Origin of the sequence: Jeotgalicoccus sp. FSL K6-3177 (genome assembly GCF_038050175.1) — a bacterium.
In the GTDB taxonomy this organism is placed as follows: Bacteria; Bacillota; Bacilli; order Staphylococcales; family Salinicoccaceae; genus Jeotgalicoccus; species Jeotgalicoccus nanhaiensis.
Map to the genome: position 1 here is coordinate 1702319 of NZ_JBBOSK010000001.1, position 20129 is coordinate 1722447.

The following is a 20129-nucleotide window of genomic DNA, read 5'->3' on the forward strand; positions in this document are numbered from 1 at the left end:
AAATCTTCCTTCCAATTCAAAATAGATAAATAAAAAAAGGGAGCAGATGCCCCCATGTAATTAAAGATTTTGTGCCTCTTCCATCGTGCCAGTTGCAGCTCCGATTTCTTCGTATGCGACTTGTCCTGCAAGTGACGGATCTAAAATTTCGTCTGGCAGTTTCGGTTCTTCGCCATCTGCCGAGTTAAGTTTTACTTTAAGCGATACTTCGATTGTGTCTGATTCGTCGTCCACAGATAGTGAGCGTGATTCAGGAATTACATACGCGAAAGTTGAGTTATGTTTTGCAGTTTCTCCTGTTCCAATTAAAGTATTGTCGATAATCCAGAAACGCATCTGCCTGCCGTATTTACAAGCATTTTTAAAATCTTTGTCAGCTGTAAATGTTGGGTCGTAAGGGAAAGTGACCGAGATTGTTTCTTCAACAACACCGCCACTCCAATCCTTACGATTACCTTTGAGAATTTCTCTTAATTCGTTTTCAATCTCATGAGAGAATTCACTTGTACCTGTCATGACATAATTTTCAGCTGTCGCTTCCGCTGTAGGTACATTTGTTGGAATGCCAAGTAATGTCCATTTTTCTACTGCCATTTACTTCATCTCCTTGTTAAATGTTTAACGACATATCGCAATTGCAATATGCCGTGTGATGTCTCTAAATCTATATCTGGAATCGTCTGTTTATTAATCAGTCGAATTCTTTCAACTTGATAATATTTCATTAAGGGGTCAGCTGATGCATAATGCTCTAAATCGGTCAGCAAGCTACGTGTTTCATCCGATGTTGTATACCTACCGGAACGATGATACAGATGCAGTGTGAGCGATACTTCTTCCGTGTGAGATGCACTAGAATACGCTCTTGATATACTCGACTCACCGACAATGACATATGTGAACGGTGTAATCTTGTTCATGTTTTCGTCATAACCGATACCGTCCTGTTGCCTGTCATAAATATTGCCGTCCACTTTCTCCATCATCGGAGACTGCAACAAATTATTCATGACTGACCGCACTAAATCTTGTTCAGCTGATTTATATCGTTGCACATGCATCACCCCTTAAAGTAGTTTTTAAAGTATTGTTCAGTAATATCCATTGTTGGTCTCCAAAACGGCTGAGCGACCATACCATAAGTCGTGAAAAACCGACCGTCTTTGTAGTATGTCCACGGAATTTTCTTAGCACGAGAGCCACCAGGTCCAGTAGCATGGATACCTGTCCCATATTCAAGGTAAATTGCAATCGGGGAACCGACTAAAACAGTCCCTTTAAAGCCACGGTAGGTCGATTCAATAGAATCCCGAGTGTCGCCTGTATCAACCGCAATTCGTCGCCTAGATTCGTTATATGCGACTTCTGTGGTCGTTTCGATACCGCGTTCCGACCAATCCATGACTTCTTCAGACCATTTCTCTAAATCAACAACGATTCTGTTCGTTCGAGCCAAATAATCACGCCCTTTCGACAGGCGCGCTTAACACTTCGTTCTGGCCACCCTGATTCTGTAAGTCACCTTTAAACTTGTACTTAACATCATCATAAAAAAACACATTAGAACGAGTAATATCCGTTCCAAACGGGATATAAAGTACACGATCTAATGTGATATTTAAGTTGTGATAATTTATTTGCTGTGAAGATGTCGGGGTATCCATAAAGCCTTGAATCGAGTGTTCCGACTCGGTTACGACTTCTTTCCACGGGTAAACCGTCTTATCGACAACTGTCTCAGAACGTACGACTTTCAGACTGTGAGGGTATTCTTCTAAGAACATTACTTACCACCCCACGATACCTTGCGATAAGGTTTGATAAGTTTGTATATCTTTTCCTCATAGTCGTTATCCCACGAATAACTTACGCTACCCATATTACGGCTTGATAAGCCCGGATTGTGATATTCAATCATCTTAGCGATAAATTCTTGCACAGTGAGTGGATAAGGCTCAATAAACACTTGGTTACAGTATTCAGAAGCCACCCCTGCATAATGTGGAATGAGTAGCTCGATGCTTTCATCTTTAGATTTGTCATCAAGCTTCCACTTGTTTATGATTTTGACTTTGTTTACGTCCATTTACTGCACCACCTTTACTTTTGGAGTGCTTCTTCAGCCTTTTCAGCTTCTTCTCTACCTTTGACTTTTTCTCCATTAGATAACTCATAATGTCCGCCACCAGTATGACGAGGGAATCCTTCATCGATATCTTCAGGTTCTTCATTAACACCGATGTAACCCATATCTTGAAGCTCTTCCACGCGTTCTTCTGATGCTTCAAAACCGAAACGAGGATACCAAGTATCCTCTTGATATGAGCGCTTGTTATCCTCTTTGTCTGCAAAATTCTTAATTACTGGATATAATTCAGCCATTTAAATTCCTCCTTTATACTACTGGATCTTCAGCCGGTGCTTCAGGTGCTTCTAAAGGGACTTGTACCACACCATCAAGGCGCTCTGGGAACATCAGCACACCAGACACAACTAACGTCTGTTGAGTCAGTGATTCATTGTGCAGGAAGTGCTTCATGCCGATGAATCCAGTGTTATCCGCGGTTAGACCGAACTGACGACCTAAATCAGATGTACCTGCAGGAATGTAAGCAAGCACTAAGTTTTCAGCAGCAGTCGCATAAACTGAACCTTGAGCTACTTGCGTAGAAGTGAATACCACCGTACCTGTTACGTCAGTGTAGTAGTTCAGACCGAATGCATTTTCAAGTGTGAGTTGCTTATCGGCAATTGCTTGCGCTACATCCATTGGATGCGCAAACACAACGACTTTAATCGTGTCATCTTCAAAGATTGTCTGTAAAGCGCCCCACGATGTCGCCAATGCGCCTTGTAAACCATTTGCAGCATTCAGGTTTGTTTGTGCTTCGCCAGACTGTACAAGGTCGAACAGGTCTGTACGAATCCCTTTTTGAACTTCTTTAATCAGTGCATCATCCGTGTAAGAAACGGCCTGATCTGCACCATACGTTTGAATCGCCTCACCCGATGTTGCTTTACGGTATTTTTTAAGCGTGATTTTCTTTTCAGATACTACTGCAGGTGTCACTTTAGACAGTGGAATGATGTCTCCTTCAGCAACATCACCGCTCGCAAGGTCTACTGTCGGCTTACCAAGTAGCTCAATCTTCATTCCTGACTGAACAGGCATTAAACGTGAGATACCGATTGCATCTTGGAAGCTTTTCAGTGACTCCTCGAAACGGTAAACGTAGTCAATCGACTTCTCGCGGAAGTTGTCTAAGTTCGCCATCGTCTGTAAGTTGTTTTCCGGGAAGTCCTGTGCAGCGAAATGCTGGATGTTTAATTTGAACTTTAAATCATACTTAGGTGTTTTGTTTTTCATAATTCATTCTCCTTTTAGTTGAATAGATTCATATTCTCTCGAATAGCTTTCTGACGTTCCTGTGGGTCTTTGATGCCCATGATTTGGTCTCTTGATAATGATTGTGGTGGATCACCGTCAATAGGTGTTCTGCCCGTCTTGCCTTTCGTCTGCTCGAATAAATAAGGTTTACTCTCTCGCAGTGTAGTGAGTTTGTCGTCAAGACCCTTCACTGTGTCGCCGTCGAGTTCCAGACCTTCTTTATCGAGTAAAGCCAGCACATCGTTGGCATCATTCGCGTCCTTAGCCACCGCTAACTTAATCGCGCTTTCGAGTTTCACCTTACTTAACGTTTCTTCATACTTATCGTTATTGGCTTTGTAGTCGTCTAGCTGTTTTTGTAACGCTTCATTGTCAGTTGTAGAAGATTTTAGTTCTTCGATTTGCTTATCACGATTAGATAACTCTTCGTTTGCAGTATTGAGTTGAGCTTCTAAATCAGTGACTTTGCTCGCTGAATCTTTGTATTCTTTTAAACTGTCGTGATGCTCGTCTAAAATTTTCGGGATATGCTCCTCATCGATTCCTAAACCTCTTAAAAATTCACGTTTCATTTATAATCAATCCTTTTCGTTTGGTTTTACGGCGGTAACATCCGCCAAGGTTGCACAATATCGCTTGTGCGGGCATGAAAATAGAACAGTTTAGCCACATATTCAGGTGGTGTCTTCGTCTTTAAAGTGTGGAAGACCAACAACACTAGTTACTTATAACCATGTAGATACAGTCATGTCTCGCATGACCTCACGCTCCTTTCTATCTTCGGTCTTCGTTTTCAAATAGAAAATCCAAGAGTGCATCACTCCTTTCAGCGTGGTTATTCCCCCGAAATTTTTATAATCATTACGCATAAAACCAACACAAATAAGCACAGGAGAGCCATGACTGGTCTACCAGCGCTTAACATATGGATTGCTATTAAGACGTACGCTAGAGCTATAGAGCCGAAGAATATGGATACTTCGTTAAGTTTCATCGTACATTCCTGTTACGTCTTCATAAGCTTTAATAATCAATTGGACTTGTCTCTTAGTTAATCTATCTAATGACGGTTCTTTCCTTACTGCATTTTGAGCTATTTCAAAAACTTCATCTACTGTAGATTTACCGTCAGGCAAACTGAATGTATATCCCATATCCACACCTTCGTTGTCAGTGGGATTCTGTACTGTCTTTTCTTGCCATAATTTAACCTCGAAGTCGTTCATTTCCTGTAGTGCTCGCTTAGCGTTTTCGACCTTTTCGCTATACTCATCTAAGTTATGCGCAAGTCTAATTGTGTATTCACTCAATATCCCCAGCTCCCATCTTTTTTCTTATGAAATCCTCGCTCAACCATCTTCCGGAATCTTTTAGCATCAGTCATTAAGCTATGCTCCGTGCGTTCTTCCGTTGTCGGAGTCGGATTCTTATACCACATCATCTGCTTAGATAATTGATTGTAATAATCCGGCGCAATATCATCTTCATGAAACTGTAGCCAATCTTGATAGTGGTCGAATGATGTTTTTTCATATACTTCACGATGATCTGCACTCATAGTTTCCTCGTCTAACTGGTCCAGTTCAATTCCATTCACACGATAACCGACAGAACACCGGCACCCTATATTTTCCTGCATAGCATTGATACCAATCATCAAACGAGGACCTTTACCATAAGATGCTGTCGCTTTCGAGTAGAATAAGCCTTCATGGTCAGCTGCTTGACCATCTAAAACAATGTGTGTCGTACGGACTCTTAAATCACGTTGAGACACCCATATACGCTTTAAACGGCTACCTTCGTCAACAAAGCGTTTACCACGTTCTTCATCATCGAATTTAAAGCCTTTCGGCGCTTTATCCGTTTGTTCCTTAATCAGCTCGATTACATCATCATAGCGTTGACCTATTTCAACTTCTGCCAGTGATTCAGCACGTCCAATTTCATACGTTGATACACGCTGAACCCTAGTTGTGTACTTCTCTGCAATCCGCTTTAAACGCTTCTTAGTCGCTGCAGGATTGATATTGTCATTTACGCTTGAATTCAGCGTACCTTTCAGCTCCCGCAGCATATCGTTTCGATGATGCGATAATGTGTTCAGCAAATCGTATTCTTCGGTGTCCTGTTTCAAAAATTTGCGTAATTCTAGTAGTTTTGGGAATGCAAGCACCGGTGCCAATCCTGTTAATCCAGACAATAAAAAAGCACTACCCACTGTTGAATGGATAAATGCCAGTACTTGTGCATATGCGATTGTTTTATACAATGCTGAATAGTCAGCTGTAATGTCTTGTTCAAGCTGCTTAATCGCTTTGTTTAAACGATTGTATTTGTTTAAGGCCACTAAGCTATCCTCATCAGCATAGTTACTCACTAATGAGTCATACATACTGATGATCGCATTAATACGTGTTTGAAACCGCTGATGTACACTGTTTTCAGCCATGCCAATTAAAGCATCAATTTGCCGCCCTAAATCATTCCAGTTCATCGCCCTCAACTCCCTTTATTGGAAGTTCAGAATCGATGCGGCTATCCTCTGCCGCTAATCGTTCTTTTTCTTTTTCCAGATCATCTACCCATGGATGGTTCGCCATCACTGTATCATCACTGATTATCGTCTGTGACATACTCGCAATTTGAGATTGTTCTAACTCATTCACCATGCGGTTATAGTTGAATGTCACGTCGACTTCATCAGCGATATTGCCTTCCATATCCTCATATTCAAACACGAACCATAGCAGCTGCTTAATTGCCGGTATCGTTTTTCTGGCCAGTTGTTTTGTCTTTAAATCCAGGCCGGTATATAAGAACCTGAGTGCAATGCCTGATGGACTATTGCCGAGTTCGTTCTTGTTAAAGTCAACACCTCGACCGTACTCATAAACATATTCTCTAAGCTTTTCAAGCCATTCATTGGATGATGTAACAGGCACTTCTACACGAATAGTATCGACACCGCCATCTTCAGAAACGTTAATCGCTTTGTAGAATTTAAGATTCCTCATGAACTCTCCGAGATTCTCACCCTCATATCCTTTCAAGATATAGATAAGCTCCGTTGATTCATCGAACATGTTCTGCGTATCCGATGAACGTCTATTCATTGCATCAATAAACGTCTTGTACCGCCAGATGTCACTCACTGACTGCGAGTTATTCTTGAATGGTATAAACGGTACCTTATTCCAACTTTCGCCGTCTAGATGTGTTGTAGGATTGTTTTCACCAATTCCATGATACCAACCCAGCTGCAGTTCCCCGTCTTTTGAGATGTAGTACCATACTTGTTCAGCTGTCCAGTACTCAACACGCAACTCATCACCGACTGTATAGTGTCTGATCACTGCATGCAGTACACGTTGTTTACGGTCTTTCCAAATGGGGATAATTTGTTCTGCTGGAATCTCGAGTGTATTAAAGTTACCTTCTTCATCCACATATGGATGTAACCACTCCACACCTTTATTTGAAGCAGCAGTGAGTATATCGTTTAAATCATCGTCAAAGTCATAGCCTAGGTGTTTTTCGATAACTTCTGTTACTTTCTCTTCTTTGTGTTGGTAGTTAGGTGACTCCCCAACAATATAGCCGACTTTCTGGTCGACCAGGTTAGCATGCGGATTGTGATCAAATCGCCAATCGGGTTTCAACTCATCCGTTTGCCCGTTTGTGTCTTTAGGCGGGTCTTCGTCTTTAATATCTGGGTAGCCGTCATAATAACGCTGTCCTGTTTGATAAATCGCTATATTTCTATCATGTTCAGTAATCAATCTCAGTATCATTTCTTCTTGCGTCTCATCTTCAGCTTTAATGTTGTCTGTTAATACTTCGCCGTGCGGCTTAGTGAATGGATCCATTCGAGTACCTCCTTATTTCAGTATGCTCATCGTTGTTTGCTTCATGTCCCGTTCGACCGCATAGCGTAACTGGTCGATACTGTGATTATCCACGTCTTGTAGCCTTGCTTTTACGTTTCCGTCCTTGTCAGTCTCGTAGTCTATGTTCTCAAACTCTTTAGCTGTTTTAGGAGTTCTTTTGGGGTCGATAACTATTGCATCTAGGTCATCTAACCATTTCTCTCCAAACTCTATGGAGCCTGGCCCTTTTTTAGCACCTTTAATCCTAAGCCCATATGACTTAAGTTCAGCCACTGACTTAGGCTCTGCGCCATCAGCTGTTATTGGTTCGTCGTCGTACCCTTTTTTCTTAATTAATTCCGCTGCTTCACGGTTACTCAGCTTAACTTCATGTATTTCATCTATCGCATATAATGTTCTACGTGTTTTATCATAATGCCACCTGCCAAAGCTGAACGGATCAATTGCATATCCCCAGTCGATTCCTTGACGGATATTATCGAACATAGCCACTTCTTCATCGGTGATACGTCTGAACTCCAAGTTATCGAACGGTACAACGCCGGAGCCAATCGCTTCACCCATGTACTCATGTCGGTATTTACGCTCATTACGCGCTTTAGTCGCTTCTGCTTCTTCAATAAATTGCTTACTGATGAATGGATTATCTAAGTATGTTGAATGATGCACAAACGTATTATCTGCGATGAAAGCTGATTCATATTTTTTATTAACCCAACTCTGTTTGCGCTTCGGCGGGTTATAAGACGAAAAGAACTTATAAAAAAGACCATCCGGCAACTCTCCGCGTAAGAGAGAGTTCGTAATGGTCGTGACTTCATCTTCAGTTAGGAATTCCGCTAATTCTTCGAGCCATGCAATAGCAAACGGGAACTCTGCACTCTTTAGTGACTTAATGCGTTCAGGCTCTTTAGCACCTCTGAACACCATGTAGTTGCCACGGGGTAAATAGGTGACTCTCATTGGGGATTTATTTATCTTGAACAAATGTGATACCTTCTGTTCTGAAATCGCCCACTTAATCTGTTCAAATATGGATAGCTCAATTGTGTTGTCAATCTTACGGATACCAACCGCATTAACAGGATAACGCATCAACATCTGCACGATGATATGAGCAATGTCTGACGACTTCCCTGAACCGCGTCCGCCTTTACATACAACGTTTAACTTTGACGGGTCAAATGATGCCTTCCATACCGGATGGAACGCTTTTGGCAATAGTTCTGATATTTTAATTGCAGTTGTCATTCTATATCATCTACAAACTGCACTGCACCTGAGTGCTCGACTTCCTGTATATCTCTGAATAGACCATAACGCTTACCTAGGAGCTCAGCTGCTTTAGTACGTTGAGATGTATCTGCCCGCTGATCATGTCGTTGAACTTCACTCTCGAAGTCGCCTATTGGAACGACTATCAATGCTTCATCCTTCATCTCGCCACGCATAACTGCTGTTAAGTACTGCAGCACCTCATCCTGTTCAGCAATCGATTCTTTCTTCAATTCTTCCAAACGCGCATCAATATAGGCTTTAACGTTAACATTTGCTAACATTCTACTAGCAGCTGCTCTTGCCGTACTTTCTTTCTTAACATTAGGATACGCAATCATATAGGCTTGTGTTGCATTCCCACTAATAATATATTCATCTGCAAACTTCTGTTGTTTCATAGTTAATTTCACCATGTACCACCAACTCTCACGGCTATGCGCCTCATTTTGACTTTATTTATTAACTCAATACTGACGGCAACTTCTATACAAAGGGAGAGTGAAAGTCTGCTCGTCAGTATTCAGGCAACAAAAAAGACACCTCATTGGGTGTCATCCGTGTATGTCTTCTCTAAATTTATTATCTATATCTCGTATTATATCGTTGAGATTACTTAAGTCATTCGTAAAGTATTCCTTTAAATAACTATCAAGTTTTAAGACTAAACTGTTGCACTTATTTATTGGTTCTTGCTCATTAGCATCAACTTCATTATAGGCCTTATTAAATGACTGTCCTATTTTTTCAATTAACTCATCAGCTTTCTCGAATAATTCTTTAAACAATAGTGATTCTTCTTCCTTCAATATTCTTTCTTCTTTTGCAACATAATTATTCAAATCTAATTTCCTCTCGGACATTAACTCTAGAAAATGATTAAAGTTTATAATACATCTGCCATCCGGATTAACATCATATATCATTTTAATTTCATTAAGTTCTTCAGTGCTCAATCCTTCAAAATACTGCATATTCACTTTCGAATAAAATGCAGATTCCATCCTGGTTCCAGCTATCCAATATACATTTTCAAAAGTCTTGATTGTACCTTCTAATTCTTTTATCTTTGAATATATTTCAGAATAAGTATTGAACCTTATATCGAAAAGTGCTTTTTGTTTATGAGACTTAAATTCTATATTATTTTCTGTTTGTTTTTCTTTTTTCTTCACAAAGTAAGAAATTATCGTCTTCAAAATATATAAAATAGTTGCACCAAGAGCACCAGCAATACCTGACACTCCAAATAATTCTTTAAAGATCTCCATTAAATACCTCCTATATATTGTCTTACAAATATACCAAAAAACCGCCCAATAAGGACGGTTTCACGTTCAATATATGTTAGGAGGAGGACTCATGCCGGAGTCACTTGGATGATGTGCATATGCCACACCGTCCTACCTGCCATTTTACAGCCTCGATAGTATATCTTCATAATTATTCCAACATGTCCAGTTTGTCCAATATGTTCAGTCTTGTAACAACTCACATATTTCATCCATTACTTGATGAACACGTGATTTAGAAATCCCTAAATCAAAAGCGATAGTTCTATATGTCATACCATTCAATCGGAGATTAAACACTAAAGCCATCCGTTCATCAGTAATCCGATCCCATCTATTTTGGATGTATCTCGCTTTGTTTTCCAAACGTGTGATTTCTTTATCCATTTTCTTTCTTCGCATGACATCATTCTCTACAGGATTACTATTCATACCCTGCGCTTTTGGCATTGCTGATTCAATACCATACTGCGCTGTCATTCCACCCCCGATTTCAGATTGATATTGCGAATTTAGTTCCTTGAGTCTCGAGATGTAATAAGGATAATTATTGATTAAATCCATAATCTTTTCTGTTGAATATTTTTCGTTAGTCGCATAACTCATATCTCATTTACACCTCTGTAATATTGATTAACACATGGTCAGTGTGTCCGTATTCTTTATTAATGCTTAGTGTGATTATTTGTGAATCATCTTTGTACACTGTGTTGTTGCATGCATCAAGTATCGCTTTAGCCAAATTATCTAAGTCGGGCTTCTTCGTATATCTCAATTCACCACTCTTCACGGCTTCTATTTTCTTTTTGGTGTAAGACTTAGGCGGAGCGAAAACAAACGTCAGGCGCATGGCTAATGGTCGGTCAGTCATGGTCAATTGTTGCTTGTTCATCTCGCTGAGTGCTGCATACTTTACGATACGTTTATAGTTTATACTTTGTCTTGAATTGACTGCTTTCGATTTACCGGTAGCTGTTCGATACACTCTTGGACGGGGTTGCGGTACTGGACGTCCATCTACTTTAAAGTCAATCAAATATAATTACCTCCCAAGTATCTCCTTCACTTTATCTACGATAGTCTGTTCTTCCGAACCATCTGTAGTTGCCGTCATGATTAATATCCGCTCGCAAGTCTCTGAAAGTTGACTTCATTCTTCTTGTTGTACTGATTGATAATATCCTGCGCTGTAAATCCGTAGTAATCGAGTATTGATAATACATAACCTAATATGCTTTCAGCTGACATAGCGCCATTCGATAAGTGATATATCACTCTTTTTACAGCTGCGCGATCTTGAAGTTGTCGTTTGTCTTGAAGCTCACTTTCTACATTACTTGCGATAAATTCAGTCTTTGCTGTTGATTTGTTCATTCGCAGCATACAGAAGTGAATGACATCAATCGCTTCATCCAGTACATCATCCATATTCATATCTTTGCGCTTCCAATACTTCCATGACTTGAAGCAAGCGTTTATAAATTCATGTAGTTCCACATTCAATGCGATACTGTGCTCCATTGCCATTGTTGACATCCAATCTGATTCACTGATGCCTAATTCTTCACGCATCGCTGCATCCAGTTTGTTTTGTTGTGTCAGTAAATAGATTAGATCCGATTTGTTTAGTAGTGTATTCATTTCTTCTTCCTCCTCATAATGATTACTGCTGTAACATAATAAGCTAGTGCAGCAACAACGATTTGTATTGCTAGTGCCATATCAATCCATCCTCCACAATTTTATTATCATAACCACCAACACCACACACCCTACACCTATCACATACGGTGCTGCTTCTAGTAACAGTATCGTCCATGCGAGGGCGTTCATTCCGAAGACCTCTCTATTTGCTCGAACAATTCTGCTTTACGACGTTTTAGCCTGTGCAACTGATTAATCTTCTCTTTCTGCCGTTCCAGTTCAGCGATTTCCTTTTCTTCTTCTGCGATTTCTTTATCGATGTCTGTTTTACGTTTAGGTATTTCCGGTAACTTCAATTCGCCATTTCTGATATTCACGAACAATGCAATCGCATTCCAGTTCGTTTTTGTCCTAGTCTCGTCAAGGTGGCTACTAAAGCTCCCTTCGTACCCCATTTTGTAAAAGGGTAGCGACATAATTACCCAAGCGCATAAAAGTATGGGCGCGATTCCAATTATCATTCCGATTCACCGTTTTCGTATTTCTTATAAATATATTTGTAATCATCCATAAGAATCTCTACATTTTCATAAGCGTTTACCTTTCCTGCAACATAATTATTGGATTGAGCAACTTTCAGTGTTTTTTCATCGCTCGTAAGTTCATCGAGAATTTTTCGGATGCGGTCAAACGCCTTCGCCTTAGCTTCGTGTTCTTCATCTGTATCTCTTTGCCAAACTAGGTCGCCATTAACTTTCTTTAGATATTGCAATTCTTCTAATAGTTCTTTATTTTTAGCTTCGTACTCGTTGGCTTTGGCGGCTTGTTTACGCAAGTCATAAAACCAATCCTTAACCGCCATTTCAGTTTCCGTATCATCGTGTAAATAGTCATGTATTGCTTCATCAATTAATAATTTGCATTCATCGCTTTCATAACTCATCACTTTCACGCTCCTTAAAATTCATTGAAATAAGCTGCTGCAAGAGCTTCTTTTTGCAGTGCGACTTCCTCTAGGTATTCAATCTCAATCTCTATCCTTGTCGTTGTCCAAGCTCTCAACACACTCTCGCTAACCACATAATCACTTAAATTGTTGACTTTAACTGTTTGCGTGTATTCTTCTATTTGCGCATCAGTTGCAAATTCATAACTCATATAACCTCTCCTTTACATCTTTCGGTATTTTCTCGACCAATCCACGTTCTGATTTGAATTTCTGATACTCCTCGTGATTCGCATGTAAGATTCCGATATTCTCTGCCAAAGACTGCACCCTGTTTAACGTGTAGCCGCCTGCTGTAGGTATGACGGTGTACAGGTACTGATCTTTCTCGTTATACAATCTGCGACGATATTTGAAACCTGTTGTATGCTCATTGGTAACTGGCTGCTCGACTGAAAAAATATCTAGTTGCTGCATGTATTAACCTCCTAAAATAATTCAAGTTGACCGCTAATCGGTTTACCGACAACTGTTACACCTTTATATTGGGCTCCATTCCGTTTAATCATTGGACCGTGACTAATCACTCTGACTTTAAATCTCAATGCACGCCAACAATCTTCGCAGGTTTTACGTTCTTCAATCACGTTCATATTTTCATCATTGTAATCGTAAAGGAACGGTAACTCGTCTTTAAACTGATTACATTCTTCACAAAGTTTTTTCATCCCTACGACCACTTTCTGAACATGTGATAATACAAATCGAAAGTATAGGGGTCGGGTTTCCACTCCGCTGGTTTAGCTTTAACATACTTCACAGGCTTCTTAACCGGCTCAGCGAATATCGCTACTCTCTCTTTATCCGTCAGTTTCCCTGGTCGTTTCGCACCTTTATTCTTCCTGCCAACTTTCTTTGTTATCGCTTCCTCAACGCTCATTCCTGTTTTTAAACGATAGGTTAATGTGGTGGTTGAAATACCTTTGTCTTTTGCAATTTCAACCTGTTCGTCCGTCAGTCTGTTTCCATGTATGATTCTGCGACCGCGTTTTCGAGTAAAACGTTCGTCAGTAGGTGTACAGATTGCTTTATCGATATCCCATTTGCTATACATGATGCGATGGTAAACAGTCGCTTTCTTTATGCCATTCTCAATCAGACGTTTCATCTGCTTTTCAGTCAGCAGTTGTTCCAGTTTATTCGCCATTTTCCATGCCTCCATTACTCTGTTTAATTTTCTCTGAATTTGCTAATAAGATCAGACAGTTCTTTATCTTCTGTCACAGATTTTAATTCCTGAACATTTGCACGCTTTTTCTCTTTATCTTCATCCAGCCACTTCGGTCGAGTTTCAGCAGCTCTATTCATCGTGAATTTGTTATATCCACTTGCTTGCTCTACTTCTCTTTGTTGTTCAGTTGCTTTCACATCTTCTAAGGTGATAATTTTTCGTTGTTGCCAGTTTCGTAAAATTCCATTCGCATAGCTCATATTTCGTTTATTATTATTACTTGCGACTTCCAATGCTTTTATGACAACTTCAGGTTCAAAGGTTTTAAGATGCTCATTTATTTGTTCTGCAGTAAATCCATTAATCGTTCCAAAACCTAACTCCTGAAATTTATCGAAGACGACACCGACTGACCGGTTGGTTTTGTTGTCGTTATTGTCATTGTTATTCATTATTAATTCGTTATTAGCATTATTGTCATTATTGTTTGTGTGCGTTCGTGATGCATTCGTGTCGCTATCATGATGCAAATGCGATGCTTTGGTGTCGCTTTGGTGTCGCTTTTGCAAATCTTCATTCTGGTATAAGTCATAGTTGGCAATGGTTATGACCGTTTTTTTGGTGTCGCTTTTTACGATTAACATTTCGTCATCTTCAAGTAAGTTCAAAAAATTTTTAACCTTATTATTAGACCAAGACCATCTATCACATAACTGTCTTATACTGGTTATTTTTTGGCCTCTTTTCACGGTTATTAGTTCATTTCCAAGTAACACTTTATTGTCTTTATGATTCACCATCATTAATAAATCAATCCAGGCTTCAAACTTAGAAAAGGTTCTCTTCTCTTTAAACATCCAATGGTCCTCAATACTTCGATGCAAACTAATCCAGCCAGTCATATAAACACCTCCTCCAGGAACTGACTAGAACTTTTTAGAACGGCAGATCATCGTCATTCACATTTACTGGACCACTGTTATCCTTAAACGGATTTTCTTCATACACTTTCGCCTGTCCGGTCGTTTGATTCGGTTGTTGCTGCATGCGTGAATGCCCATAAGCATTCTTATCTTGCTGATTGTTGCCGCTACCTTTGGGCTCCAGGAACTGAACGGACTCCGCAATGACTTCTGTGACATATACACGTTGGCCTTCCTTATTCTCATAATTACGCGTTTGAATTCGGCCATCAATTCCAACCAAACTACCTTTTTTAACGTACTGATTCACGTTCTCTGCAATTTTTCTGAAGCAGATAATGTTAATGAAATCAGCTCCACGTTCACCGTCTTTACCTGTGAATGGTCTATTTACTGCAAGATTAAAATTTGCGACTGCGACATTGGATTGACTGACCCTTAATTCAGGGTCTCTAGTCAATCTGCCAACCAAAACTACTCTATTGATCATCTTCTGCACCATCCTCAATTTGTGGGTAATCAACGACTACAAATGAGTCTTCGTCTGGTGTAATATCCTTGATATTCTTACCTGTACCTTCGTCTTGCGTCACTACATTTTGCATCTCAACACTAATCGGCAAGTACTTCCACATATGGCGGACGACTGTTTTCTTAGCCATTTCTTCATAATCTGTTGCCCATGGAGAATACTTACTGTTCGCTGCTTTACTTCTACCTTTACGCTTTTCAATTTCAGCTTTTGGCATGTATTCAAATTGATAGCCACCATCTTTAAAGTGGGCAACTGCATAAGCACCTTTGAATGCACCTTTATCTTCTTCTGCAGGCACATGTTTAAGGTCCGCATGCAAACCTAATTCATACTCAAATTTATCGTTTTCGTGTACTGCGTGAGCATAAATAGTACTGATGTGGCCGGAACGTCTAGCAAGGTCAATCATGCCTTTGTAGCCGATGATAAATTGAACTTCTACGATACCTTTTTTGTTGTTTCTGAATGGCAGTAAATAACACTGTCCAAGTGGTCCAGGTTCTAGGCCTAATTGCGCGGATTGCATGACTGCACCGAGCAAGCTTGGCACATCCGCCTCTTTAAGCTGCGGTGTCGTTCTTATCGTTGTAAGTGCCATTCTAGTGAGACGGTCAATGTCCATATGCTTTGGTAGTGCTTGTGCCATCGCCGGAGCCATCTGTTCGATGTAGTCTCCAATGGTTTTCGGTGTTTCTTTCGCTACTTCATTCTGCTTTTGAGTTGTCACCTGTTGCTTTAAAGTTTCATTCGTTGCCATAATTATTGTTCCTCCTTGATTTGTTTAATTCTCAATACTCTATATTTGGATTCCTTGTGATACTGATCGAGTGTCTCTTTACCGTATTTCTCTTCAAGTTTTTTCTTATCAATTACTCGTTTAACTTGCTGTTTCCAAGTGACTAAGAAGTTGTTAGATTTCCCGCTGACATTGTTGCCGAGCTTATCTTTGAGTTGATTCTCATATTTTTTCTGCAGTTCTGTTGTCTCTTTAACTGAAGACTTACATGATTCAATTGCTTTAATCAGTGTGTCGACATCTTCTGGCAGTTCAATTTCTTCTTCATCAATATCTTTGTACATATAATTAATGAATTCCGTCATTGCCGGACTACCGTCGATTTCAGGAAGCTTATTGGCTTGAATATGGTTATGCCAAAAATCGTATTCCGCATCGATAATAATTTGGATTAATTCATCGTCCCGTTTGATTTCTTTCCAGACAAAATTGTTACCACCAATAAGTACTGCTATATACGCTTTCTCATAACCTGTGACAGCTAAGTAGTGTTGGACCTGGCACAAATATTGAGCGGGTACATCATCGTCTTCCCACAGCTCTTTATTGAAGTGAGACGTTGTTTTACATTCGAGCAAAGCTTTTTCTCCAACGACCACTCTGTCTAAGTTCGCAAACATAAATTCGTGTTTTGGATGTCTCAGCATACGGTTATCCCGCCTGACCTTTTTGCCAGTGCGGCGTTCAAATTCCTTCGCTACAACATCTTCTAAGATATTTCCGAAGTGAATATACTCGTTATCAATGTTTTGTCTCAGTTCAGGGTTTGTTTTCTCCAGAAACAACTGTGCTTTTGACTTCCATTTGTTCACACCAAGCACAGTACCTGCATCACTGCCACCAAGTCCTGTATTACGTTCCTGCAACCATTCTTCATGCGATAAATCCTTAATATTGACTAGCTCTGCCATGATTTGACCTCCTGTGTTAAAATTGGATTATAGTAATTTTTCTTTACGGCCAGTCTGCCAACTGGTCGTTTTTTCATTATCTGTGGCACATGCTTTGAGAGTTCTTCAATAGTCACTTTAGATTTCTGCATGTTGCAACTCCTCTTGAATGGAGTGATAATCGTCGACGGATAAACCGCCTTCGTTATAAATACGGTCTATTTTCTTCATTGCTTTAATAACGGCACGTTGACTTTCTTCAAAATCTCGCTTTACTTCCTGCAGCTCGATATCTTCTACTGAATCTATTAGACTTTCTAAACTTTTCACCATTCGTCACCCTCCTCACTTAACCCATAAATTTCGATATACATTGGATCTTGTTCCAAATAAGCTTCGCTTGTTAGATAAAGCAAAATTGGTAGATATACTGCAATAAGCACTGCTGCTGCGATGAGTAATACTTTCAATTCTCTAACCGTCAGCATTCATGACACCTCTTTTTCCTGTAGCATATGCACCATTTCCGGAAACAATTCTTCTATTGTTTTGCCATAGTGCTGTGCCAGAATAAATGCTTCTGCTAAATCAAAATTGGTTATTGCATTTTCTCGATTCCAGTACGATGCTTTACTGAGTCCGATTAGCTTTCCAACATCTGCAGTAGATTCCCCTGCTTCGTTCCGAGCAATGTACAGTTGATAAAACTTTTTCATTTATATTCTCCTTTCCATTTTTAACTTGGCATCTCTGTTTTGATTAAGCTGCTGTGGTTTAAGCTGATAGTCCTGCATTAAACGATTTACAAATCCTGTGCCTTCAAATAACACATCTTGCAACTCAGAAATCATATGATGCAGCTCCTCACGTTCATCTGCCGTTAAGTGTTCAGGCTGCTTATCTAGCCTGTTGCGATGCAGCACATCCATGAATTCGCTAATTTCCTTTTGTATGCGGAATACATACGACATCCGATGTCCGTCATAGACATGATCTGATGGTGTTGGCATTGTGTGTCCGCCCGTCATTTCATAGGCCACGTCATTCAGCAAATTGGCATCTGTCGTGTTAGTCAGTGCAGCGCTGTACATCATCTGTGTGAGAGGTTTCTGTCCGCTCTCGACTCTGCTGATATATGATTTATCAACGTGTAATTCGTTGGCTACTTGTTGCTGTGTTAAGTTATTTCTGTGTCTGTAGTTGGCAATAATTGTTGACATCTGTTGTCCTCCGGTCACTTTTTATATATTGAAAATTGATTCGATTGGTCGCTATACTGTGTATAGAGTTAATTAAGTTAGTCGCATAACTGATAACTCATCTGGTAAGGCTAGTTGGTCGCTAGTCCTTACCGCCTTTTATTACTGTGAACCCTTTCCTCTTTTGGGTTTCTCGCAGATTAGGATTTGCAAATTCTTTTAATGTGTAAAGTTCATCTTTTGATAAACCGATTTCGTCGTTATCTTCTATTAAAGAAAAAGGTATTCTATCTACTTCTCTTATTAAGTAGTCAAACTCCATATCCAGTTTTACATCGAGTGAGAGAAGATATTTTTCAAGAGTGACTTCTTCGCCTTCTTCATCAATAATGTCCGCGATGTTATGCCGCATATACTCGAAAAACTTCAACTTTCCTGTAATCACTCCGAACTCGAACGCTTTAGAAGGAATATTTTCGTAATACATTTATGAAACCTCCTGTTCAATCATTGGTAAGATATTGTTTTGCTTGAGTAATTCATACAGAAACAGTCTTCCATTCTGCGTCCACTTGGTGTGCATTCTTACGGATGTGCTTCCATCTTTATGTTCAATCTCTGTCGTGTCTGAATGTGTTAAACCTTTACTGTGGTGTTTTGAGTAAAGTAACCATTGACCAGATTGTTTGTATTGAACTTTTAGATCGTGCAGTAACTTGTTGAGCGCCTGCGCTGACATTCCATAATCTTTTGCAATTTGCCCGATTGTAACTAAGCTCTTGTTTTGTAAAATGTTGTCGTAGTAGCTTGCTTTAGGCTTCATTTCACTAATGCGTTGCCTGCTGATTTCAGTTTCAAGTCTTAACTTTTCGTTTTCTTCTTCTTGTTCAAGCGCCATTTGCAACAATTCTTTCCTACTCATTAACGCAGGTGCTTTAACTTTGTTTTCTATTTCATCTTTCATTTCATTGAATTTGTTGATGTAATTCACTTTGAAATCTTGATGCCCTTGAATGTTGAACATGTATAGAGTGAAGCCATCTTTTGTGAGTAAATACTCTTTGTAGTTCCTATTTTGCCCCTCAACTTTATATTGATTAGGTAAAATCAGAGAACGAACATTTTCGTTTTCTAAAAGCTTTTCAATTTGAGCCAAAACATCCGAATGACGTTTACCTACTTCTTCCGCTACTACTCTGCTGCTTACGACAAGTCCGAAATCTTCATTGTTTTCGATTTGTATTTCTGCTAATTGATTCATGCCATCCCTCCTAATTCAACTTTTAGTTGATTTTATCTTTAAAAAAATTTACCCACTCTACGTTGAGTATTCTTCCGATTTCTTTTGCTGTCTTGACGCTAGGTGTACGTTTTTCATTTTCAATCATATTATAGTACTGTTCGCTACAACCAATTAGTTTAGCCATATCGCTTTGCGTTAAACCTTTAGCATTACGTTTTTCTTTGAGTGATGCACTCATACCAATGCTCCTCCTTTCTGTTAGTTGTCGATATCAAGGATATCTCCTCGCAATGACCATTCTATGTATTGATGGCGCAGCTCATATCATCGCCCGCTTTCGCTCAATATCCCTCATATCGACAACTAACTTCATTCAACCTTTAGTTGAATTTAAATATAATATATCACAACTAAAAGTTGAGTTCAACTATAAAATTCAACTTTTCGTATATTTAATAAAATCAACTAAAAGTTTACAATTGAACTATAATTAAAATTAGAAAAGAGGTATTGTCATGCTATCCCAAAACTTGAAACGTTATCGTAAACGTGCAGGCATGACTCAGAAACAAGTTGCTGACAAACTTCATATATCACCACAAGCGTATGCTCGCTACGAAAGAACTGATGATAAGAAGAATGAACCGAGTGCTGACAACTTAGCTCTTATCGCAGATATGTTTGATATATCAATAGAAGAATTACTGGGCAGGACTCCAAAACCTAAAGATCCATCAGATGATTTTGATGCGTTCATGTTTGACGATAAAGAAGCATTTGATGCTCTACCTGATGATGTGAAGCAAGAATTGATAAAAGAGATTAATGACAGAATCGAATTTCTTGCATACAAACAGAAGAATAAAGATAAGTAGGT

General features: G+C 39.5%; 35 protein-coding genes. 1 reads left to right on the forward strand and 34 read right to left on the reverse strand.

The annotated features are described in order from the left end of the window. Positions 1-60: 60 nt before the first annotated feature. The 34 genes from MHH58_RS08445 to MHH58_RS08610 form a co-directional block, all read right to left on the reverse strand. Positions 61-594 (reverse strand): hypothetical protein, encoded by a 534-nt coding sequence (locus MHH58_RS08445; protein WP_341345625.1) that lies wholly within the window; start codon positions 592-594, stop codon positions 61-63. A gap of 5 nt (positions 595-599) precedes the next feature. Then, positions 600-1055: a tail completion protein gp17 gene (gene gp17, locus MHH58_RS08450; protein WP_341345626.1), complete on the reverse strand. Its 456-nt coding sequence runs from the start codon at positions 1053-1055 to the stop codon at positions 600-602. Positions 1056-1060: 5 nt separating this feature from the next. Beyond that, positions 1061-1456, reverse strand: a complete 396-nt coding sequence (locus tag MHH58_RS08455; RefSeq protein WP_341345627.1) for an HK97 gp10 family phage protein — start codon at positions 1454-1456, stop codon at positions 1061-1063. A gap of 4 nt (positions 1457-1460) precedes the next feature. After that, positions 1461-1784, reverse strand: a complete 324-nt coding sequence (locus tag MHH58_RS08460) for a phage head-tail adapter protein (protein WP_341345628.1) — start codon at positions 1782-1784, stop codon at positions 1461-1463. Continuing rightward, the gene (locus MHH58_RS08465; RefSeq protein ID WP_341345629.1) at positions 1784-2086 is read right to left on the reverse strand and encodes a phage head-tail adapter protein; all 303 of its coding nucleotides are present in this window, start codon (positions 2084-2086) and stop codon (positions 1784-1786) included. The genes MHH58_RS08460 and MHH58_RS08465 overlap by 1 nt, the downstream gene beginning before the upstream one ends. A gap of 14 nt (positions 2087-2100) precedes the next feature. Next, entirely contained in the window at positions 2101-2382 is a 282-nt protein-coding gene (locus tag MHH58_RS08470) for a hypothetical protein (protein ID WP_341345630.1), read from the reverse strand. Positions 2383-2395: 13 nt separating this feature from the next. Further along, positions 2396-3367 carry a hypothetical protein gene (locus MHH58_RS08475; RefSeq protein ID WP_341345631.1) on the reverse strand — a complete coding sequence of 324 codons (972 nt, stop codon included), beginning with the start codon at positions 3365-3367 and terminating at the stop codon, positions 2396-2398. A gap of 14 nt (positions 3368-3381) precedes the next feature. Beyond that, positions 3382-3960: a phage scaffolding protein gene (locus MHH58_RS08480; protein WP_341345632.1), complete on the reverse strand. Its 579-nt coding sequence runs from the start codon at positions 3958-3960 to the stop codon at positions 3382-3384. Positions 3961-4371: 411 nt separating this feature from the next. Further along, on the reverse strand, positions 4372-4614 hold the full coding sequence (locus tag MHH58_RS08485; protein ID WP_341345633.1) for a hypothetical protein: 243 nt from the start codon (positions 4612-4614) through the stop codon (positions 4372-4374). A gap of 80 nt (positions 4615-4694) precedes the next feature. Next, the gene (locus MHH58_RS08490) at positions 4695-5885 is read right to left on the reverse strand and encodes a hypothetical protein (protein ID WP_341345634.1); all 1191 of its coding nucleotides are present in this window, start codon (positions 5883-5885) and stop codon (positions 4695-4697) included. Continuing rightward, complete coding sequence (locus tag MHH58_RS08495; protein WP_341345635.1) at positions 5872-7257, reverse strand: phage portal protein; 1386 nt, start codon at positions 7255-7257, stop codon at positions 5872-5874. The genes MHH58_RS08490 and MHH58_RS08495 overlap by 14 nt, the downstream gene beginning before the upstream one ends. Positions 7258-7269: 12 nt before the next feature. After that, positions 7270-8529: a PBSX family phage terminase large subunit gene (locus MHH58_RS08500; protein WP_341345636.1), complete on the reverse strand. Its 1260-nt coding sequence runs from the start codon at positions 8527-8529 to the stop codon at positions 7270-7272. Then, the gene (locus tag MHH58_RS08505; protein ID WP_341345637.1) at positions 8526-8969 is read right to left on the reverse strand and encodes a terminase small subunit; all 444 of its coding nucleotides are present in this window, start codon (positions 8967-8969) and stop codon (positions 8526-8528) included. Before MHH58_RS08505 ends, MHH58_RS08500 begins: the two co-directional genes overlap by 4 nt. A gap of 138 nt (positions 8970-9107) precedes the next feature. After that, positions 9108-9824, reverse strand: a complete 717-nt coding sequence (locus MHH58_RS08510; RefSeq protein ID WP_341345638.1) for a hypothetical protein — start codon at positions 9822-9824, stop codon at positions 9108-9110. A gap of 204 nt (positions 9825-10028) precedes the next feature. After that, on the reverse strand, positions 10029-10451 hold the full coding sequence (locus tag MHH58_RS08515; RefSeq protein WP_341345639.1) for a hypothetical protein: 423 nt from the start codon (positions 10449-10451) through the stop codon (positions 10029-10031). 7 nt (positions 10452-10458) lie between these two features. After that, positions 10459-10881: a RusA family crossover junction endodeoxyribonuclease gene (locus MHH58_RS08520; RefSeq protein ID WP_341345640.1), complete on the reverse strand. Its 423-nt coding sequence runs from the start codon at positions 10879-10881 to the stop codon at positions 10459-10461. Between the two features lie 80 nt (positions 10882-10961). Further along, positions 10962-11486, reverse strand: coding sequence for a dUTP diphosphatase (locus MHH58_RS08525; RefSeq protein ID WP_341345641.1), 525 nt, complete (start codon positions 11484-11486; stop codon positions 10962-10964). Between the two features lie 188 nt (positions 11487-11674). Continuing rightward, a complete protein-coding gene (locus tag MHH58_RS08530) occupies positions 11675-11866 on the reverse strand; it encodes a hypothetical protein (RefSeq protein ID WP_341345642.1) in 192 nt (63 codons plus the stop codon). Between the two features lie 140 nt (positions 11867-12006). Further along, the gene (locus MHH58_RS08535) at positions 12007-12432 is read right to left on the reverse strand and encodes a hypothetical protein (protein ID WP_341345643.1); all 426 of its coding nucleotides are present in this window, start codon (positions 12430-12432) and stop codon (positions 12007-12009) included. Between the two features lie 14 nt (positions 12433-12446). Next, positions 12447-12647 (reverse strand): hypothetical protein, encoded by a 201-nt coding sequence (locus MHH58_RS08540; RefSeq protein WP_341345644.1) that lies wholly within the window; start codon positions 12645-12647, stop codon positions 12447-12449. Continuing rightward, positions 12637-12912, reverse strand: coding sequence for a hypothetical protein (locus tag MHH58_RS08545; RefSeq protein WP_341345645.1), 276 nt, complete (start codon positions 12910-12912; stop codon positions 12637-12639). Before MHH58_RS08545 ends, MHH58_RS08540 begins: the two co-directional genes overlap by 11 nt. An 11-nt stretch (positions 12913-12923) precedes the next feature. After that, complete coding sequence (locus MHH58_RS08550; RefSeq protein WP_341345646.1) at positions 12924-13163, reverse strand: hypothetical protein; 240 nt, start codon at positions 13161-13163, stop codon at positions 12924-12926. A 2-nt stretch (positions 13164-13165) separates the two neighbouring features. Continuing rightward, complete coding sequence (locus tag MHH58_RS08555) at positions 13166-13642, reverse strand: hypothetical protein (protein WP_341345647.1); 477 nt, start codon at positions 13640-13642, stop codon at positions 13166-13168. Between the two features lie 23 nt (positions 13643-13665). Continuing rightward, a complete protein-coding gene (locus MHH58_RS08560; RefSeq protein WP_341345648.1) occupies positions 13666-14568 on the reverse strand; it encodes a DnaD domain-containing protein in 903 nt (300 codons plus the stop codon). Positions 14569-14602: 34 nt separating this feature from the next. Continuing rightward, entirely contained in the window at positions 14603-15079 is a 477-nt protein-coding gene (gene ssb, locus MHH58_RS08565; protein WP_341345649.1) for a single-stranded DNA-binding protein, read from the reverse strand. Continuing rightward, on the reverse strand, positions 15069-15881 hold the full coding sequence (recT, locus tag MHH58_RS08570; protein ID WP_341345650.1) for a recombination protein RecT: 813 nt from the start codon (positions 15879-15881) through the stop codon (positions 15069-15071). The genes ssb and recT overlap by 11 nt, the downstream gene beginning before the upstream one ends. Before the next feature lie 2 nt (positions 15882-15883). After that, on the reverse strand, positions 15884-16831 hold the full coding sequence (locus MHH58_RS08575) for a YqaJ viral recombinase family nuclease (RefSeq protein ID WP_341345651.1): 948 nt from the start codon (positions 16829-16831) through the stop codon (positions 15884-15886). A 117-nt stretch (positions 16832-16948) separates the two neighbouring features. Next, positions 16949-17143 carry a hypothetical protein gene (locus MHH58_RS08580; protein ID WP_341345652.1) on the reverse strand — a complete coding sequence of 65 codons (195 nt, stop codon included), beginning with the start codon at positions 17141-17143 and terminating at the stop codon, positions 16949-16951. After that, positions 17137-17298, reverse strand: coding sequence for a hypothetical protein (locus MHH58_RS08585; RefSeq protein ID WP_341345653.1), 162 nt, complete (start codon positions 17296-17298; stop codon positions 17137-17139). Before MHH58_RS08585 ends, MHH58_RS08580 begins: the two co-directional genes overlap by 7 nt. Further along, positions 17299-17526, reverse strand: coding sequence for a helix-turn-helix domain-containing protein (locus tag MHH58_RS08590; protein ID WP_341345654.1), 228 nt, complete (start codon positions 17524-17526; stop codon positions 17299-17301). Continuing rightward, positions 17527-18030: a helix-turn-helix domain-containing protein gene (locus tag MHH58_RS08595; protein WP_341345655.1), complete on the reverse strand. Its 504-nt coding sequence runs from the start codon at positions 18028-18030 to the stop codon at positions 17527-17529. A gap of 121 nt (positions 18031-18151) precedes the next feature. Further along, positions 18152-18496: a hypothetical protein gene (locus tag MHH58_RS08600; protein ID WP_341345656.1), complete on the reverse strand. Its 345-nt coding sequence runs from the start codon at positions 18494-18496 to the stop codon at positions 18152-18154. Next, positions 18497-19270 carry a phage regulatory protein/antirepressor Ant gene (locus MHH58_RS08605; protein ID WP_341345657.1) on the reverse strand — a complete coding sequence of 258 codons (774 nt, stop codon included), beginning with the start codon at positions 19268-19270 and terminating at the stop codon, positions 18497-18499. It abuts the gene before it with no gap. Positions 19271-19292: 22 nt separating this feature from the next. Next, positions 19293-19490 (reverse strand): helix-turn-helix transcriptional regulator, encoded by a 198-nt coding sequence (locus tag MHH58_RS08610; RefSeq protein ID WP_341345658.1) that lies wholly within the window; start codon positions 19488-19490, stop codon positions 19293-19295. 277 nt (positions 19491-19767) lie between these two features. Here MHH58_RS08610 and MHH58_RS08615 point away from each other — a divergent pair, with 277 nt between their 5' ends. Beyond that, positions 19768-20127, forward strand: a complete 360-nt coding sequence (locus MHH58_RS08615) for a helix-turn-helix domain-containing protein (RefSeq protein WP_341345659.1) — start codon at positions 19768-19770, stop codon at positions 20125-20127. Positions 20128-20129 lie beyond the last annotated feature (2 nt).

What these genes read in the sequence shown, in the direction of transcription:
- MHH58_RS08590 (WP_341345654.1), bottom strand. Translation starts at nt 17,526, where the DNA reads ATGAAAAAGTTTTATCAACTGTACATTGCTCGGAACGAAGCAGGGGAA.
- MHH58_RS08610 (WP_341345658.1), bottom strand. Translation starts at nt 19,490, where the DNA reads ATGAGTGCATCACTCAAAGAAAAACGTAATGCTAAAGGTTTAACGCAA.
- MHH58_RS08490 (WP_341345634.1), bottom strand. Translation starts at nt 5,885, where the DNA reads ATGAACTGGAATGATTTAGGGCGGCAAATTGATGCTTTAATTGGCATG.
- MHH58_RS08545 (WP_341345645.1), bottom strand. Translation starts at nt 12,912, where the DNA reads ATGCAGCAACTAGATATTTTTTCAGTCGAGCAGCCAGTTACCAATGAG.
- MHH58_RS08555 (WP_341345647.1), bottom strand. Translation starts at nt 13,642, where the DNA reads ATGGCGAATAAACTGGAACAACTGCTGACTGAAAAGCAGATGAAACGT.
- MHH58_RS08500 (WP_341345636.1), bottom strand. Translation starts at nt 8,529, where the DNA reads ATGACAACTGCAATTAAAATATCAGAACTATTGCCAAAAGCGTTCCAT.
- recT (WP_341345650.1), bottom strand. Translation starts at nt 15,881, where the DNA reads ATGGCAACGAATGAAACTTTAAAGCAACAGGTGACAACTCAAAAGCAG.
- MHH58_RS08605 (WP_341345657.1), bottom strand. Translation starts at nt 19,270, where the DNA reads ATGAATCAATTAGCAGAAATACAAATCGAAAACAATGAAGATTTCGGA.
- MHH58_RS08595 (WP_341345655.1), bottom strand. Translation starts at nt 18,030, where the DNA reads ATGTCAACAATTATTGCCAACTACAGACACAGAAATAACTTAACACAG.
- MHH58_RS08445 (WP_341345625.1), bottom strand. Translation starts at nt 594, where the DNA reads ATGGCAGTAGAAAAATGGACATTACTTGGCATTCCAACAAATGTACCT.
- MHH58_RS08535 (WP_341345643.1), bottom strand. Translation starts at nt 12,432, where the DNA reads ATGAGTTATGAAAGCGATGAATGCAAATTATTAATTGATGAAGCAATA.
- MHH58_RS08525 (WP_341345641.1), bottom strand. Translation starts at nt 11,486, where the DNA reads ATGAATACACTACTAAACAAATCGGATCTAATCTATTTACTGACACAA.
- MHH58_RS08560 (WP_341345648.1), bottom strand. Translation starts at nt 14,568, where the DNA reads ATGACTGGCTGGATTAGTTTGCATCGAAGTATTGAGGACCATTGGATG.
- MHH58_RS08505 (WP_341345637.1), bottom strand. Translation starts at nt 8,969, where the DNA reads ATGGTGAAATTAACTATGAAACAACAGAAGTTTGCAGATGAATATATT.
- MHH58_RS08575 (WP_341345651.1), bottom strand. Translation starts at nt 16,831, where the DNA reads ATGGCAGAGCTAGTCAATATTAAGGATTTATCGCATGAAGAATGGTTG.
- MHH58_RS08585 (WP_341345653.1), bottom strand. Translation starts at nt 17,298, where the DNA reads ATGCTGACGGTTAGAGAATTGAAAGTATTACTCATCGCAGCAGCAGTG.
- MHH58_RS08485 (WP_341345633.1), bottom strand. Translation starts at nt 4,614, where the DNA reads ATGAACGACTTCGAGGTTAAATTATGGCAAGAAAAGACAGTACAGAAT.
- MHH58_RS08480 (WP_341345632.1), bottom strand. Translation starts at nt 3,960, where the DNA reads ATGAAACGTGAATTTTTAAGAGGTTTAGGAATCGATGAGGAGCATATC.
- MHH58_RS08580 (WP_341345652.1), bottom strand. Translation starts at nt 17,143, where the DNA reads ATGGTGAAAAGTTTAGAAAGTCTAATAGATTCAGTAGAAGATATCGAG.
- MHH58_RS08495 (WP_341345635.1), bottom strand. Translation starts at nt 7,257, where the DNA reads ATGGATCCATTCACTAAGCCGCACGGCGAAGTATTAACAGACAACATT.
- MHH58_RS08600 (WP_341345656.1), bottom strand. Translation starts at nt 18,496, where the DNA reads ATGTATTACGAAAATATTCCTTCTAAAGCGTTCGAGTTCGGAGTGATT.
- MHH58_RS08465 (WP_341345629.1), bottom strand. Translation starts at nt 2,086, where the DNA reads ATGGACGTAAACAAAGTCAAAATCATAAACAAGTGGAAGCTTGATGAC.
- ssb (WP_341345649.1), bottom strand. Translation starts at nt 15,079, where the DNA reads ATGATCAATAGAGTAGTTTTGGTTGGCAGATTGACTAGAGACCCTGAA.
- MHH58_RS08540 (WP_341345644.1), bottom strand. Translation starts at nt 12,647, where the DNA reads ATGAGTTATGAATTTGCAACTGATGCGCAAATAGAAGAATACACGCAA.
- MHH58_RS08515 (WP_341345639.1), bottom strand. Translation starts at nt 10,451, where the DNA reads ATGAGTTATGCGACTAACGAAAAATATTCAACAGAAAAGATTATGGAT.
- MHH58_RS08475 (WP_341345631.1), bottom strand. Translation starts at nt 3,367, where the DNA reads ATGAAAAACAAAACACCTAAGTATGATTTAAAGTTCAAATTAAACATC.
- MHH58_RS08550 (WP_341345646.1), bottom strand. Translation starts at nt 13,163, where the DNA reads ATGAAAAAACTTTGTGAAGAATGTAATCAGTTTAAAGACGAGTTACCG.
- MHH58_RS08470 (WP_341345630.1), bottom strand. Translation starts at nt 2,382, where the DNA reads ATGGCTGAATTATATCCAGTAATTAAGAATTTTGCAGACAAAGAGGAT.
- MHH58_RS08615 (WP_341345659.1), top strand. Translation starts at nt 19,768, where the DNA reads ATGCTATCCCAAAACTTGAAACGTTATCGTAAACGTGCAGGCATGACT.
- MHH58_RS08510 (WP_341345638.1), bottom strand. Translation starts at nt 9,824, where the DNA reads ATGGAGATCTTTAAAGAATTATTTGGAGTGTCAGGTATTGCTGGTGCT.
- MHH58_RS08460 (WP_341345628.1), bottom strand. Translation starts at nt 1,784, where the DNA reads ATGTTCTTAGAAGAATACCCTCACAGTCTGAAAGTCGTACGTTCTGAG.